Origin of the sequence: Anaerocolumna chitinilytica (genome assembly GCF_014218355.1) — a bacterium.
Taxonomy (GTDB): domain Bacteria; phylum Bacillota; class Clostridia; order Lachnospirales; family Lachnospiraceae; genus Anaerocolumna; species Anaerocolumna chitinilytica.
This window is the reverse complement of sequence record NZ_AP023368.1, coordinates 596,176-611,899: the sequence shown is the minus strand read 5'-3', so window position 1 is coordinate 611,899 and position 15,724 is coordinate 596,176. Positions and strand designations below refer to the sequence as shown.

Annotated in this window: 10 protein-coding genes and 2 rRNA genes; 7 read left to right on the top strand and 5 right to left on the bottom strand. The window is 39.6% G+C overall.

Translation table 11 applies throughout. The annotated features are described in order from the left end of the window. Positions 1-74: 74 nt before the first annotated feature. Positions 75-192: ribosomal RNA gene (rrf, locus tag bsdcttw_RS02800) — 5S ribosomal RNA — on the bottom strand. Between the two features lie 199 nt (positions 193-391). Beyond that, positions 392-1,924: ribosomal RNA gene (locus bsdcttw_RS02795) — 16S ribosomal RNA — on the bottom strand. A gap of 854 nt (positions 1,925-2,778) precedes the next feature. Between bsdcttw_RS02795 and bsdcttw_RS02790 the strand changes: the two genes are divergently transcribed. After that, positions 2,779-3,156 (top strand): BlaI/MecI/CopY family transcriptional regulator, encoded by a 378-nt coding sequence (locus bsdcttw_RS02790; protein WP_185257907.1) that lies wholly within the window; start codon positions 2,779-2,781, stop codon positions 3,154-3,156. A gap of 57 nt (positions 3,157-3,213) precedes the next feature. After that, the gene (locus bsdcttw_RS02785; protein ID WP_185257906.1) at positions 3,214-4,764 is read left to right on the top strand and encodes a M56 family metallopeptidase; all 1,551 of its coding nucleotides are present in this window, start codon (positions 3,214-3,216) and stop codon (positions 4,762-4,764) included. 162 nt (positions 4,765-4,926) lie between these two features. Here the strand turns inward: bsdcttw_RS02785 and bsdcttw_RS02780 are convergent, their stop codons facing one another. After that, positions 4,927-6,408, bottom strand: a complete 1,482-nt coding sequence (locus bsdcttw_RS02780; RefSeq protein WP_185257905.1) for a methyltransferase — start codon at positions 6,406-6,408, stop codon at positions 4,927-4,929. A 522-nt stretch (positions 6,409-6,930) separates the two neighbouring features. On the opposite strand from bsdcttw_RS02780, the gene bsdcttw_RS02775 reads away from it, so the two are divergent. Then, the gene (locus tag bsdcttw_RS02775) at positions 6,931-8,070 is read left to right on the top strand and encodes a sodium ion-translocating decarboxylase subunit beta (protein WP_185257904.1); all 1,140 of its coding nucleotides are present in this window, start codon (positions 6,931-6,933) and stop codon (positions 8,068-8,070) included. Between the two features lie 45 nt (positions 8,071-8,115). Continuing rightward, positions 8,116-8,286 (top strand): hypothetical protein, encoded by a 171-nt coding sequence (locus bsdcttw_RS02770; protein WP_185257903.1) that lies wholly within the window; start codon positions 8,116-8,118, stop codon positions 8,284-8,286. Between the two features lie 454 nt (positions 8,287-8,740). Here bsdcttw_RS02770 and nox read toward each other — a convergent pair whose 3' ends face one another. Then, positions 8,741-10,078, bottom strand: a complete 1,338-nt coding sequence (gene nox, locus bsdcttw_RS02765) for a H2O-forming NADH oxidase (protein WP_185259673.1) — start codon at positions 10,076-10,078, stop codon at positions 8,741-8,743. Between the two features lie 239 nt (positions 10,079-10,317). Here nox and bsdcttw_RS02760 point away from each other — a divergent pair, with 239 nt between their 5' ends. From bsdcttw_RS02760 to bsdcttw_RS02750, 3 genes are all read left to right on the top strand, one after another. Then, the gene (locus bsdcttw_RS02760) at positions 10,318-11,337 is read left to right on the top strand and encodes a DUF4474 domain-containing protein (protein WP_185257902.1); all 1,020 of its coding nucleotides are present in this window, start codon (positions 10,318-10,320) and stop codon (positions 11,335-11,337) included. 25 nt (positions 11,338-11,362) lie between these two features. Next, positions 11,363-12,256: a metallophosphoesterase gene (locus bsdcttw_RS02755; protein WP_185257901.1), complete on the top strand. Its 894-nt coding sequence runs from the start codon at positions 11,363-11,365 to the stop codon at positions 12,254-12,256. A gap of 150 nt (positions 12,257-12,406) precedes the next feature. After that, complete coding sequence (locus tag bsdcttw_RS02750) at positions 12,407-14,605, top strand: methyl-accepting chemotaxis protein (RefSeq protein ID WP_185257900.1); 2,199 nt, start codon at positions 12,407-12,409, stop codon at positions 14,603-14,605. 26 nt (positions 14,606-14,631) lie between these two features. Here the strand turns inward: bsdcttw_RS02750 and bsdcttw_RS02745 are convergent, their stop codons facing one another. Then, positions 14,632-15,588, bottom strand: a complete 957-nt coding sequence (locus bsdcttw_RS02745) for an NAD(P)-dependent oxidoreductase (RefSeq protein WP_185257899.1) — start codon at positions 15,586-15,588, stop codon at positions 14,632-14,634. Between the last annotated feature and the right edge of the window lie 136 nt (positions 15,589-15,724).

The window sequence follows — 15,724 nt, the reverse complement described above, 5'->3', positions numbered from 1 at the left end:
TTGAACTCATGTCTGCTGTTATTCAGCTGCTTTTCCAATTAAGCTATAACCCATTGTTCTTTGTTTTTTTTATAATCCGGCAGCCACCTGCTCTCCCATACCGTTTCCAGTATAGTACCATCGGCCGCTTATGTCTTAACCATCGTGTTCGGGATGGGAACGGGTGTGTCCCATAAGCGCATCGCCACCGGAAATCTTTTGCTATCTTTCCAGTCAGGTCTTTTATCTTAACAAAATCTCTTTTGTCTGTCAACCTGTTTCTTTTTGGAATTTTTTGTCCTCTTCAGCTATTACTTCTCTTCTGTTTCTTTTCGCTGATTTCAGACTTGCAGTTTCATCAGAAACCGCTTTGATAACTCAACAGTAAAACAACCCTTACTTACTTCCTTAGAAAGGAGGTGATCCAGCCGCACCTTCCGATACGGCTACCTTGTTACGACTTCACCCCAGTTATTGAACCTGCCTTCGGCTGCTCCCTCCTTACGGTTGGGTCACAGACTTCGGGCATTTCCAACTCCCATGGTGTGACGGGCGGTGTGTACAAGACCCGGGAACGTATTCACCGCGACATTCTGATTCGCGATTACTAGCGATTCCAGCTTCATGTAGTCGAGTTGCAGACTACAATCCGAACTGAGATGACCTTTTTGGGATTTGCTCCACTTCACAGCTTCGCTTCCCTTTGTAGTCACCATTGTAGCACGTGTGTAGCCCAGATCATAAGGGGCATGATGATTTGACGTCATCCCCGCCTTCCTCCAGGTTATCCCTGGCAGTCTCCCTAGAGTGCCCGGCCGAACCGCTGGCTACTAAGAATAAGGGTTGCGCTCGTTGCGGGACTTAACCCAACATCTCACGACACGAGCTGACGACAACCATGCACCACCTGTCTCCCCTGTCCCGAAGGAAAGGTCCCGTTACGGACCGGTCAGGGGGATGTCAAGACCTGGTAAGGTTCTTCGCGTTGCTTCGAATTAAACCACATGCTCCACCGCTTGTGCGGGTCCCCGTCAATTCCTTTGAGTTTCATTCTTGCGAACGTACTCCCCAGGTGGAATACTTAATGCGTTTGCGACGGCACCGAAGGTCTTTTGACCCCCAACACCTAGTATTCATCGTTTACGGCGTGGACTACCAGGGTATCTAATCCTGTTTGCTCCCCACGCTTTCGAGCCTCAACGTCAGTTACAGTCCAGTAAGCCGCCTTCGCCACTGGTGTTCCTCCTAATATCTACGCATTTCACCGCTACACTAGGAATTCCACTTACCTCTCCTGCACTCTAGCAACATAGTTTCAAATGCAGTCCCGGGGTTGAGCCCCGGGCTTTCACATCTGACTTACATCACCGTCTACGCTCCCTTTACACCCAGTAAATCCGGATAACGCTTGCCCCCTACGTATTACCGCGGCTGCTGGCACGTAGTTAGCCGGGGCTTCTTAGTCAGGTACCGTCATTTATTCGTCCCTGCTGATAGAGCTTTACATACCGAAATACTTCTTCACTCACGCGGCGTCGCTGCATCAGGGTTTCCCCCATTGTGCAATATTCCCCACTGCTGCCTCCCGTAGGAGTTTGGGCCGTGTCTCAGTCCCAATGTGGCCGTTCACTCTCTCAAGCCGGCTACTGATCGTTGCCTTGGTAGGCCGTTACCCCACCAACTAGCTAATCAGACGCGGGTCCATCTTACACCGATAAATCTTTTCACACTGTGCCATGCAGCACTGTGCGCTTATGCGGTATTAGCAGCCGTTTCCGGCTGTTATCCCCCTGTGTAAGGCAGGTTACCCACGCGTTACTCACCCGTCCGCCACTAAACAAGTAAGCTTCCATCCGAAGACTTCCGCTTACAAGTTCCGTTCGACTTGCATGTGTTAAGCACGCCGCCAGCGTTCATCCTGAGCCAGGATCAAACTCTCAAATTAAAGTTTAATCATTTTCAGAATTAACATTGGCTATTCAAATCTAAGATTCGAACAATTGTTATTTCCGATAGTCTGTAGCCGAAGCTACCTACTATTTTACTGTTTTTAAGGTTGTATCATTTCTGATACGGTTCTTTATGATCGATTTCCGATGCTGTCATTTCTTATAAATAAGAAGTAACATTCTCTTCTATCTCTCAATGAAATTTTAAAGAAAATTTCAGGGTTGTTTCACTGTTCAGTTATCAAGGTTCTGTATGCTCTTTCGAACTTATCCAACAAACTTAGCAACCATTTAAGTGGTTTCTTTTATTTTGTTTTCAGCAGCTCGTCAGTGCTTTATTACTATAACACAGAGATAATTGTTTGTCAACATTTATTTTTAAGTTTTTTTATCATTCATTTCGTTTAATTTCTTCAGTTTGATAATCAACTTTAAAATTTGTTTTTGTTTTTCATTTTTCACATAAAACACAAACAATTAATTCAATATCATACATTTCAGAAGATTTCTGTCATGTTACTTCTCAAAACGCTTGTTTATAGTAACATGTTTATTATTGTTTGTCAACAACAATTTATTTACATTATTTTCTGAATATTTTGTGCTACTGTCGCAGCACAGGTACATAGGATAACACCCCTCCCTCGAAATGTCAACTCTTTTCTTAATCTTTTTCAATATAAAGAGAAAGATTTATCTTAACACTAAGAATATCTTCTTTTACTATAAATATCTGCAATTATTTCCCTTATTATGTAATCTTTTATTAAAAATCCATTTTTTACTTGACAATTGCTTCCTACAAGTGTAATCTACAGATAGACTACATGTGTAAGAAGGAGGCTATGTTTTGAAGGATACGAATTGCAAGATATCCGACGCAGAATGGGTGATTATGAAAGTACTATGGAAGGAATCACCGCAGACAACTACAAAAATAATTGAGACCCTAAGTAAAGAAACCAATTGGAACCCTAAAACCATCCATACTCTGATTGCCAGATTGGTTAAGAAAAATGCTCTTGGTATTGATAAGAATTCCGGACAGTATAAATACTTTCCTCTTGTCACAAAGGAAGACTGTATCCAGGAAGAAACCGGTTCTTTCATTCAAAAAATATATGAAGGTTCAATCTATAACCTGGTTGCGAATTTTATCCATGATGAAAAGATTTCAGCGGAGGAAATGGAAGACTTAAAGAAACTACTGGATGAAAAATTAAAATAAGAAGGCGGTGGTGTTATTATTGTAAACGTATTCGAATTTATTATTAAGCTGTCCGTTATGGGAAGTATTCCGGCAATTGGGATACTCCTGCTTAAAGGTATATTAAAGAACAGGTTAAATGCCATGTTTCAATATTATATATGGCTTCTGCTGCTATTTCGGCTTTTAATACCTTTTACCATCGAAAGTCCCATTAGCTTATATCACTTTGATCTGTCACCGAAAGTTTATGAAGGTCAGCAGTCTTTGAGCGAAGGCAGAACAAATTCAGAATTAATTCATAATAATACTGAAGCTGCTAACAGCTCTACAACGAAAGCCTCACCGGTTAATGAACCAATAACAAAGGCACCAGAGTCTGATAATAGCCTTACTTTAAATATACACTTTATAGCTTATCTATGGTTCACTGGTGTTTTGCTTATCTATACCTATATTTTATTTGTTAATCTTATCTTCTATCTGAAATTGAGAAGATGTATTCCTTGTAAAGATGAAGGTATTTTGAAAACCTTCCATCAATGCACAGAGAAACTGCATTTAACCCGAAAGGTTACTCTGCTTTATCACAATCGGATCAAGTCACCTATGGTCTGGGGTATTTTACATCCTAAGATTCTAATACCGGAGGAAACTTCGAAGCATCTATCGGAGAAAGAATTGAGTTTTATTCTGTTACATGAACTGACACATATTAAAAGAAGAGATTTAGCCTTGAATCTGATTAGACTTACTCTTCTGGGAATACATTGGTTCAACCCTGTTATTTGGTATTCCCTTCATCAGATGAAACAGGATTGTGAAATCTCTTGCGATGCCTGCGTACTTAATATTCTAAACGAAGATGAATACAAACAATACGGCTTAACCATATTGAATATCATGAGAAAAATGAACGAACTGCGCCTGGTTCCGGGAACCGCAGGGTTTGCAGGAAAACAAAGTAAAAGGAGAATAATTATGATTACAAAATATAAAAAGACTTCAACAAAATGGGCTATTATTACATTATTATGCTTAACACTTTTAACGGGCTGTGCAAGCCTTAGCGGTACTTCAAAAACTACTGGCTCTAACAACTCAAATGACCCGGTAAGTACTAATACAGATAGTAATCAAGGTACAAAGGATACCAATACTTCCGCTCCTTCTGATAATACTACCGATACCGAAACTACTCCTTCTGATAACACTACAGGTACCGAAGCAACTCCTACTGTAACTCCAACGGATGTAAGCGAAGCAGTCAGCTTTACCCAATACTTTGACTTATTAGGGAAGAGCAAAGAAGACTTGATAAAGAATATGGGTGAAGATCCTGCTACCATAGATGAAGGCGGATTGGAATTTAAAGACAACGGAATCCGTGTATGGCTGGATACAGAAAACAAAACCGTAAGCCAGGTATTTACTCAAAGATCTGATATTGATTTTAATGGTGCCCTTATAGGTGATAAAATTGACAGCTTTAAGAATGCGTTTGGAGACCCTGTAAGTGACAAAAACGGTGATATGCACTTTAAGTATCAAAATGGTTATATATCCGTTAATTATGATACCAAAACAAACAACACTTTTGCAGTATACCTTTTAAGTAAGGATTTCTAAGCTTTACGAACCATTGATACTGAGAGCTGCTGTTATACATCTCGAGCTCTTGACTCCTTGCTGTGAAAATAGATTAGAATAGATTACGTATCTGTGAAAAAAAGCCTGTCTAAACCACCAACACATGGTCTAGACAGGCTTTTTAATAAAAAGATACCTTCTTTAAAGTACTTTAAAGATTATAACATAGGCACCTTCTTTTTTGGAAATTTCAAACTCATCTACAAGTTTTAATATTGTTCTGTCGTAGAATTTATAAACATAATCTTTGACATGGGAATATAAAATAATTACTCCATCACGCTTCATATGCTCTCCTGCCTTTAAGAAAAATTCTCGGTATAATCTTCGAATTTCACTGTCTTCTCGCTGTCCCAAAGCTCTTGGCATATTGGTTATAATCTCATCAAACAAATATTCATGCTTAAAGTCAAAGAAATTTCGATTAATATAATATATGGTATCACCGCTGGCAGCCGTATTTTCCTTTGCCTTTTCAATTGCCTCTCCAAAAATATCTAGTCCATACATCGTTCCGGCTTTTACTGCCTTATTTCTTTCGATTAACATGGTGCCCACTCCACAGAAAGGGTCCAATACCTGTGCATCTTCCTTAAGATAATCTTTCGCCAGGGCTGCAACGAGCGCTGCCATGGATGGATGAATGCTGGCCGCTATGACATTTCTTCGATAAAGGAAACGTTCATCTTTTAACGCAGAGAGCTTTATCAGCACATTAAATCTGCCTTCCTTGTTCTCTATTAATCTAAGTTCCCATTCATAGTCAGAAGTACTGTTAATTAACTGCCTCTTTGTTAGCCGCTCCAATTCTGCTGCAAATTTCTTCGTGTAATTGCTTCTTTTATCAAGTTCCATTTTGGATTTCAGCTCAATTCGAAAATAAAAAGGGCCATCTCCTTTATGCCTTTCCCCCAGAAACTTAAGAAGGCTGCTTTTTGCCAAGGCCTTTGCTCCCAACGCAATGTCTTTGTCAATGGATTTTATATCCGTTAGCATAAATAAAAGCTCTGAATAGGTTCTTATAGGAAGTATCCGGTTCAGGTCGTTACATTCTACCATAACTCCTGCGTTAAATTCCTTTGCTTTCATTGGTTTAAGCTGCTCTAGCGTAACACCAATATAGTTCCTGTTCGTAAGAAGCACCACAGAAGAAGGAACCCTATAACCTGTAAAAATATGCTTCTCTGCCCCTTTTGCCTTTCGTATCAATTGAGATAAGAGTCTCATTTCTTCTTCTATATGCTTTCGGCTGTCTTCCGACACCGCAGTGTTATTTAAATTATGATATCTTTCCTCTAAGGCCTCCAGATATGTTGTATAATCAAAATTCTTAATGGCGGCGAGATAAGAACTCTTAACAAACATCTGCTCTTCTTTTTCATAAGCCTTGTAAATCCATTCCAGAGTTTCTTTTATACCAAGCTCTCCCAGTATCAAAGCCGTGTTTTTTCTCACCTTTGGGTCATCGTGCTTTAAAAGCTCCAATAAAACATTATACTCTGTACCTATATAATACAAAAGAGCAGTCTTTCCCTGTTCTTCTTTTAGCTCTGCTTTTAACTGTATCAGATTCTCCCTGATATTTTCCTGTTCTTTTATCTTATCGAAGGTTTCCCGTATCATAATTTTCTCCAATCTGCCGCCATTGGCAGCTCCCACTTAAGGCCTGTCTCATCCAGATCTAGTTTTCCACATTATATCAAACAATAACCCAAATGTCACTGTTCGCAATTAATCTGCCATGTGATGCCTCCTTTTCTGTAGTATATCCCCTATGGAACAATCCATTAAATCTATGTTTTAGAACCAATCAACGCTTAGAAAATAGCCTTCTTTTCGTATTCAAACATGTTGAAAAATGTGGTTTTTTATTGACTTCCCCTTGCTTTTATGCTACTGTTAGAAGTAATTAGATATTGGGGGAGTAGTCGGTATATTCTTTTATCAAACTTGATTTTCGAGTATGCAGTTATTTTATCAGCTTGGACATAGACGCTCTGATTTTTATATGAATCGACAAGACCTGTGTCCCATTTTGGGTACAGGCTATTTTTATGTTATGAAGACCTAGGAAAAAAGCTGAATCAGGTACGAAAGGCAAAACCCTGTCAACAATAGTTATACAAGTACGAAGGGAGATTTACAATGGATTTTTTACTATCGGGTATTACCTCTGTTACAATCCCGCAAATTATTATGTACTGTGTGGGTGCCCTATTAATTTATCTTGCAATTGCAAAAGGCTATGAACCTTCTCTGCTCCTTCCCATGGGATTCGGCGCAATCTTAGTTAACCTTCCCCTTTCCGGTGTTATCGACCAGGTACTTCCCGGCATCGGTAATACACATGGTATTATTCAATGGCTCTTTGAATCCGGCATCGAAGCTTCAGAAGCCCTGCCCTTGCTGTTATTTATCGGTATAGGAGCTATGATAGATTTTGGTCCGCTTTTATCCAATCCCATAATGCTCTTATTTGGCGCTGCTGCCCAGTTTGGTATCTTCTTTACCATAACTGTAGCTGTACTGATGGGATTTTCACTTCCGGATGCTGCCTCTGTAGGTATCATTGGTGCCGCAGACGGCCCAACTTCCATCCTGGTATCACAAATCTTAAAGTCCAACTATATCGGGCCTATCGCAGTCGCGGCATATTCCTATATGGCGTTAGTACCTCTTGTACAGCCTCTCGCCATTAAAGCAGTAACTACGAAAAAAGAACGCCTTATCAGGATGCCATATAATCCTGTTTCTGTTTCGAAGAGATTAAAGATAATATTCCCCATTGCCGTAACAATTATTGCAGGCTTTGTAGCTCCTCAATCTGTTTCCTTAGTTGGTTTCCTTATGTTTGGTAATCTTTTAAGAGAATGTGGTGTGTTAAATTCTCTATCCGATGCAGCACAGAATATCTTAGCTAATCTGGTTACTCTCCTGCTTGGTATTACTATCTCCTTTAGTATGAGAGCAGATGTCTTTGTAACCTGGAAGACACTTTTGATTCTGATTCTGGGTTTGATTGCTTTTATATTCGACACTATCGGTGGTGTTATGTTTGCTAAATTTATTAATCTGTTCCGTAAGAATAAAATCAATCCGATGGTCGGCGCAGCCGGAATCTCCGCCTTCCCTATGTCAGCTCGCGTTGTACAAAAGCTTGCCATTAAAGAAGATCCTACCAACCATCTTTTGATGCATGCCATTGGTGCAAATGTATCCGGACAGATAGCTTCTGTATTAGCCGGAGGTATTATATTAAATCTACTGACAGCAATCTTAAAGTAAACAGTTTGTTTGAACCCCGTATATTCGGGATGAAAGGAGTTTTATATGGAAGAAAGATTATTTCAGTCTCTCGATATTATGTGGAAAGGTATGTTGAGTATCTTCTGCGTTATCATCATTATTACTCTGCTTGTTATGTTCTTCCAGTGGTCTGAAAAGAAATTAACCACCTTGTTCGAGAACAGGAAACAGAAAAAGGCAGAAGATCTTAAATAAAAAACTAATACCCTAGCGATAAAATACCCCCATAACTTCCAACAAGTTATGGGGGTATTGTTTGTGCTGAGGATTTCTCCTACTACTATCAAACCATTCCAACATACCGCATGTTTGTGCCGAGGATTTCGCAGGCACATACATGCGTAGGAATTATTCTTTCCAATAATTCCTACTACAATCATGCCTTTCCAACACGCTGCATGTTTGTGCCGAGGATTTCGCAGGCACATACATGCGTAGGAATTATTCTTTTCAATAATTCCTACTACAATCATGCCTTTCCAACACGCTGCATGTTTGTGCCGAGGATTTCGCAGGCACATACATGCGTAGGAATTATTCTTTTCAATAATTCCTACTACAATCATGCCTTTCCAACACGCTGCATGTTTGTGCCGAGGATTTCGCAGGCACATACATGCGTAGGAATTATTCTTTTCAATAATTCCTACTACTCTGCTTTCAAGGCCGCCAATGCAATGTAGCTGTAGGGCTGGTTAAAGTGAGGCAGGAAGAAGAGATCTACCAGCTTTAATTTATCAATAGTTACCTTTTCCTGAATTGCCAGGGAGAACATATGAAGTCCCATGGATATATCGTATTCAGAAGTCATCTGGGCTCCTAATACTACTCTTGAGTCTTTGTCATAGACAATTCTTATCTTAACTTTCTGGTTGTTCTTTTCTATAAAAGCAGGTTTTTGATAATCTTCATAATCCACAGCAGCTGCTTTTATTCCAAGCTTTTCAGCCTTTGCAAGAGTAAGTCCCGTTGAGAGCATGTGTAATCCCCAGATACTGATTCCGTTAGACCCTTGCACACCGACAGATTCCAGCTCGTTGCCGCAGCTGTTATGAGCTGCCACAATTCCTGATCTTACTGCATTGGAAGCTAATGCAATATAATTCACCTCCTGAATGGAGTTATCATATACAGTAGCACAATCGCCAACAGCATATACATCTTTCTGGCTGGTCTGCTGATGTTTATCTACCAGGAAGGCCCCATTGCGGAACAGATCCAGCTGTCCTCCGGCCAGTGTCGTGTTAGGACGGAAGCCAATTGCCATAATTACCATATCCGCTTTGTGCTCGCCTTTGTCTGTTATAACCTTTTCAACCTTATCCTTACCTTCCATTTTTTGCACAGTTTCACCAAAAGCAAGTTTTACACCATGATTTCTCAGGTTTTCCCTCATGATGTCTGTGAAATCTTTGTCATAGTAGCCCGACAGACAGGTATCCACACAGTCAATAACCGTTACTTCCTTCCCATTACGTACAAAAGCCTCTGCCAGCTCCACACCAATGTAACCGGCTCCAACAACTACTACATCCTTAATGGATTCATCCTTTAACTTTTCAATTACCTCTGCCGCATTCTGATAGAGTTTAACGAGCTGAACATTCTTTAATTCAATTCCTTCTATCTTAGGTATAATGGGAACTGAACCGGTCGCAAGGATTAATTTATCATAACTTTCATGATACTCTGTTCCGTCTTTTCCTTTGGCATGTACTATCCTTTTGTCATAATCGATGGCTTCTACCGGTGTTTCCATATAAATTCTGGCACCTTTGTCTTCTAACTTCTCTTTATTGGAATAGAATAGCCCTTCCGGTCCGCTTATCTGCCCGCCAATCCATAATGCCATACCACAACCTAAGAAGCTGATATTGGAATTAGAATCAAAGGCTACAACCTCATTTCCTTTGTAATTATCTAGAATCGTATTAAGAGCTGCTGTTCCTGCGTGATTTGCACCAACTACTACTATTTTACTCATAATAATCTCCTTTCGAGGGTATCAAATATTTATTTGATTCTCCTAAAATCCGTATTTGATAAAATAACTAATTTTGGTATATTTCCTAGCCTTATTTTAACTCAAGATTGTTAAAATTACAACTAGTTATTATTACTATTATTAAATATTTTTAACACATGACTTTCCTTAAGAATATGATAATATGGCATATTCTTTATTTTATGCATCTTTCTTTTATTTAAACGAAAGGAGCCTCTTTTATGATAAAAATTACTCAATCACTGAAACGAAAAAATGCAATACGAAAAACCAAAAGAAAGTCCCTTCTGATTTCAGAGGATGCAAGTCTCTATCTCCCGCTTGTAAGAGCAACCAGTTATGAGCAGGAAGAAGAATTAATGTATCCTATTGCAAATACCCAGTCTACTAAATTCGTAGATATTAATAAGGATTTAAAACCATTTGGTTTTGCTTACTATCCTCCGCAAAATATGTTCTATTCAATTATGAACTGCTGGCAGAGGGAATGCGGTTATTGCAGGCTTTATGACGAGGGTTGTGCAGCTTTTAGTATGATTATTGACTGTGAACCTATTTATTTTGAATATGGGGGAAAGAAATGGCTGCTTGAATTCTGGAAAGGGCAATATGGAATGACCACCGGATGCGAAATCGGTATTTATAATACCACCGTTCCCTATCTTGATATTCCAAGTCTTTTCTATGGTACTTTCTACGAAGCCGTAACGGATGAAGAGAGAATACCGATGGCCTTCACTCTTATGAAAAAAGGCAAGTTGCTTTTCTCCAGAAAGGAAACTCACTGGTGGCTTACTGGGTTCAGACTTGGAGAATTCTCAGAACCGGAAGACCTGGTTATGTATCCACAGGTTACACTGAAAGATACCGCTATGAGAGATGCATTTATTGAGGGTTTAGTGGATGCCGGCTATAAAAGAAGTGAAATAGCCTACAGAGATAATACCGTTGGTTTTGTTTATGATAAACCCAAATCCAAACAGCCCCATACCCGTACTCCGATTTTGGAATATATGATGCAAACCAATAATAAACGGAATTGTTACGCATATAATGAAGCAACGAAATTAATCGGAGACCCATTAGATAAATTCGCTTTTGTGAAAGAAGAAGCCCCTAAGATGTACAACAAGATCCTTAATGTACGCTGTTCACAGGATATCTTCAAGAACTTCAACCTGCTTAATCAATACAGCGCACAGAGTAAGGCAGAGATTCTTGCTATGAAAGAGAAAGAATAAAATCAAAACGGAGGGGAGGCATTCCATGTCTGTGGAGAAAAGGCTTAATGCAGCCTATCAAAATGCCGAAGAAATTCTGATCAATAAAGGTTCAAAAATAGTTTTAATCAGTGATTGCCATAGAGGCACCGGTAATTGGGGGGACAATTTATTCAGCAATCAAAACCTTTATTTTGCTGCACTCAATTATTACTATGAAAATAACTTCATTTATATTGAACTGGGCGACGGTGATGAACTATGGGAGAACCGTTCAGAAGAAGACATTATTGCAGCCCACAGTTATGCCTTCTGGATGATTTCTAGGTTTTATGAGAATAAACGGTTCTATATGCTCTATGGGAATCATGACATTGTGAAACGAAACCCTGCTTATGTAAAGGAGAATTTCACCACCTACTATAATGAGAGCTATAAAAAGACACTGCTTCTGCTGCCTGGTATTCATGTCAGAGAAGCTTTGGTACTTCGTATCAAAGATACGGAGCATAAGATCTTGCTGGTACACGGGCATCAGGCAGATTTTTTTAATAATACCCTTTGGCGTCTAGCCAGATTTCTTGTTCGATATCTCTGGAGGCCCTTTGAAGTTATTGGTGTAAAAGATCCCACCAGTACCTCCAAGAATCATAATAAGAAAGAAAAAGTAGAAAAATATCTGATGGAATGGTGTGATAAGCACCACCAGATGCTGATTGCCGGTCATACCCATAGACCTACCTTCCCAGCCTTGGGCGAGCCTATGTACTTTAACGACGGAAGCTGTGTTCATCCTCGATGTATTACTTCCATCGAAATTGAAAATGAATCCATTTCCTTAGTCAAGTGGTTTGTCACAACAAGGTCTGACGGCTCACTCTATGTTGAAAGAAAACTGCTTGAAGGTCCGGTACCTCTTATAGATTTTTTTTCAGTCTAAATAATCGGGACTGCTGTCCTCTCGTATCTCCAGCAGTCCCGAAGAGGTAATTCACTGTTTTTACACAGTTTATTCATACTTGTTACAAAGTGATCTGGTATTCTTTTCATGAAAAAATAATATCTGGAAAGGGACTCAAGAGGTGACAGAATGAAAAACAGAAATACTACAGATAAAGGGAAATCCGGGTTACTGTCAATAAAGGTTAAGATTTCTTTGTTATGTGCAGCATTTATCATAATAGCATCTGTGATAAATTTCACAGCTATTAACAGGGTATCAAAAACTACGATTACGAGTAATACACAAGCTACAATGAAGAATCTGGCTGATTCCTACAGTAAAAATATGAACGAAGCTGTGAATAATATCAGTAACTCCGCACAATTCTTAATGCAGTCCAAGGAGATAAAAGCCCTGGTGCAATCCACTGATGGGACAACCACAGCAGACACCAGCAGTATAGATAATTACATATCTATGTTTTTAAATATGGATGAAAACAGAGAAGATGTCAGCCTTGTCAGTACCGACGGTACCATCCTCTATAGTTCCAAAGCTTCTTTAAAAGGAACGAATATCTCAAGCAAAGCTTATTTCAAAACTGCTCTCACGAATGGGACAGATGCTGAAAGTGACGTCTTTGTTTCAGATACCAGTAACAGTCCCTGTATCACTTTTGCCATTCCTTTTCGTAACATCGAAATGGGGATGGGTGCTGCTATGTCCCCTACCCACAATAATATAAGTGCCCTGCCGCCAACAACTACTGTTCCTGAGGATTCAGCTGCACAGGCCACATCAGGAGAGAACTCCAATGACGTAAACCAATCCAATGCAGAAGTAATAGGTATGATAACGGTAACGGTAAAAGCTTCTGCTTTTAGCAGCCTGTTATCTGAAGTCTCCTTATCCGGTATGGATACCGCATATGCCTATCTTCTGGATACAAATGGAAATGTTATTTATTATCCCAAGTCTGAGGTTATCGGTTCCAACTTAAATATTGAGGTTATCAATAACCTTACAAAGGAAATCAAAGCTGGCACTACTCCTACAGCCACTACTCTGACCTATGACTACGACGGCAAAAAAACCTACGCTTCCTATAGTATATTACAAAGCAATCATTGGCTTCTCGTTCTTGCAGTGGATAAATCAGAAATTATGGCTCCTCTTAATAAAGCTACTTTTAACTCAATGACCATTACCTTAATATTAACGGTTCTGCTTACCCTTTTGGCCTACTTTTTTGCCGGAAGCATAACAAAACCTATACGCTGTCTTACAAGTTATATTAATAAAACCGCAACTCTTGATTTTAAAGAAGATGCTTCTTTTCAGACAATTCTAAAATATAAGGATGAGACGGGCGAAATGGGAAGGGCCATTGAAACTATGAGAAACAATCTGAAAGGTATGATACAAAAGATTGGTAATGCCTCAGATAACATGCTTCGGACTGCCGACAACCTGAATAACATAACCAAATCCGTGAATGATTACGCCTCTGATAACAGTGCTACCGCCGAGGAGTTATCCGCCAGCATGGAAGAGACCGCTGCCACCACCTCCCTCATCTGCAATAATATCGCAAATATAGAGAACCATTCCCAATCCATCTATACCAAGGCAAGCGATGGCATCGATAAATCTTCTCTTTTAATAAAGCGTGCAGGACAGTTGAAGGCAACGACAGAAACGGCAGTAGTAAGAATTAAAGAGACCTATGAACAGTTTAAAACCGATACCGCACTTGCAATCAGCCAGGCGGAAGCAGTAAGCAAGATTAATATGCTTACCAATGTAATAAAAGAAATTGCCGATCAGACCACCTTGTTGGCTTTAAACGCTTCTATTGAAGCTGCCAGAGCAGGAGAAGCCGGCAGGGGATTCTCCGTAGTAGCCAATGAAATCGGTTCTCTGGCCGACCAATCCGCAGGTACAGTTAAGAACATTAACATTATAACCGCCGAAGTAAATTCCGCTGTAAGAGCTTTAACAGAAAGCCTTAACCGTTCACTGGACTTTTGGGAGAAGAATATACTTACTGATTATAATTCATTTCTTGAAACCAGCAGTGAATATGGTGAAAATGCCGGAGAAATAAATCATTCCTTAGAAGCTATCCACAGCGGTATCGATTTACTGAAAGGAGAATTAAAGAATATCAGTACCTCCATTACAGAAATCAATAACATGGTAGAAGATTCTTCCGCCGGAGTCAGTGATGTTGCCGCAAGAGATACTGATATTGTTTCCCTTACCTCCGATACCAGGAAAATGGTCGAAAGTAACCGGGAGAATGCTACCGAATTAGACGGTATTGTAAAATCTTTCAAGTTATAAATGTTCTTTATAATGTAAAAAGAAAATTAATTTACACAATTTTGAACATTACCTGTTAAAAAGCCATGGATATTATCTGCCAGCATATTAAGCAACCTCTGTCTTGTCTCTAGACACTGCCAGCCAATATGAGGGGTAAGAATACAATTAGGGAGTGATAACAAAGGGTTATCCGCCGTAGCCGGCTCCTGTTCTAATACATCCAAAGCTGCTCCTGCTATTACTCCAGCTCTAAGAGCCTCCACCAGGTCTGCTTCTTTGATGATGGCACCTCTTGCAGTGTTTATCAGGTACGCACTAGGTTTCATCAGCGCAAGCTTTTCTTTCTGGATTAAATATTTGGTCTCTTCCGTTAACGGACAGTGAATAGTAACAAAGTCGCTGTCCGTTAATAACTTCTCCAGGGATACAAACTGTATATTCTCATCCTTTAAGTCTTTTACCGTTCTGCTGTAAACTAATACGTTCATATTAAAAGCTCTTGCTCTTTTTATTACCTCCAATGCAATCTTGCCAGCTCCGATTACGCCAAGAGTTTTTCCGCTCACTTCAAAATGATTTACTTGAAGATGGCTTGAAAAGTTATCAAGCTTCTTTTCTCTTATCATAGTTTGCTGTACCGTTAGGGAGGAGGATAAAGAGAGTATAAAAGCTAGTACTAATTGGGAGACCGCATCGGAACTATAAGATGGAATATTGCACACGGTAATATTCTTCTCCCTAGCTGCCTTGATATCGATATTATTATAACCTGTCCCAGCCTCGCAAATCAGTTCCACAGAAGACGGAAGTCTCTCTATTAACTCTCTTCCCATGGGTATTTCCTTTGTAATCACAATGTTCTGCCCTTCTACCCTAGTGAGTATGTCTTCTTCTTCTGTCTTCTCATATAAGGTAATGTTGGCTTCTTTCTTAAGTGCATTAAAATTTAGCTTACCATCAAAATCAACTTTTGAACTATTTAAAAATACTGCGTTCTTCATATTTGGCTCCCATCTGCGTGCTTTAGCACGCGTACAAAATCAGGGGGAATGAAAGCTTTCTCTTTCACTCTTACCTCCTTCGTGAATATCCAATCTTTAATTGGCTGTAAATATTAATCTTCTACCTGATACTCCT